Raw genomic sequence first — 866 nt, forward strand, 5'->3', positions numbered from 1 at the left:
CGGGCGTTGTCACGTTGGTGGGGGTGTGAGTTTCTGGCGGTGCGTCAGGGCGTAGTGGGCCCGGGTGGCGGTCCTGGGTCAGGCCGTGGAGGGCAGGCTGGTACTGCCGGTGATGTGGTCCCAGATGGTGAAGCGGAGGGTCATTTCGAGGCGGTGTTCGGAGGCGTTCATGAGGTGGCGTCGTGGCCTGAAGTGGGGTGAGATGCCGCTGAACGCGGACAGGAACCGTTGGGCTCCGCCGACGGAACGGAAGCCCTTCATGGCGCGTTCGCGCTGCCGGGTGGGTTGGTGGGAGTTCTCGGCGCGGTTATTCAGGCCCTTGTGGGCGCGGTGCTCCACCGAGGGCATGACCTGCAGGTGGGCGGCGCCGTAGGAGCGGAGCTTGTCGGTGACCACCACCCGGGGCACCGATCGGGTCGCCTTCATCAGCTTCTTGAAGAAACGCCTGGCCGCAGCCTTGTCGCGCCGATTCTGCACAAGGATGTCGAGCACGTTGCCGTCCTGGTCGACGGCCCGCCACAGGTACCGCTGCCGTCCCTGGATCGTGACGAAGACCTCCTCCAGATGCCACTTGTCACCGGGGCGGGGGCGCCGGCGCCGCAGGGCGTTGGCGTAGTCCTGACCGAACTTCAGGCACCACCGGCGGACCGTCTCGTAGGAGACGACCACGCCACGCTCGAGCATCAGCTCCTCCACCTCCCGGAACGACAGCGGGAACCGGAAGTACAGCCACACACAGTGCGCGATCACCTCCGGCGGATAGCGGTGGCCCCTGTACGACGGTGGCGTCGACGCCACGAACGATCCCCTCCCAGCACGGCCAATCACAAGATCATCCCACGCCGGTCAGCCAACGTGACAACACC

Annotated in this window: 1 protein-coding gene; it reads right to left on the reverse strand. The window is 66.7% G+C overall.

What is annotated here, in order from left to right; translation table 11 throughout:
• Positions 1-78: 78 nt before the first annotated feature.
• A complete protein-coding gene (locus QMK30_RS38345; RefSeq protein ID WP_283522953.1) occupies positions 79-798 on the reverse strand; it encodes an IS6 family transposase in 720 nt (239 codons plus the stop codon).
• Positions 799-866 lie beyond the last annotated feature (68 nt).

Origin of the sequence: Streptomyces sp. H27-C3, from assembly GCF_030063415.1 — a bacterium.
Lineage (GTDB): Bacteria > Actinomycetota > Actinomycetes > Streptomycetales > Streptomycetaceae > Streptomyces.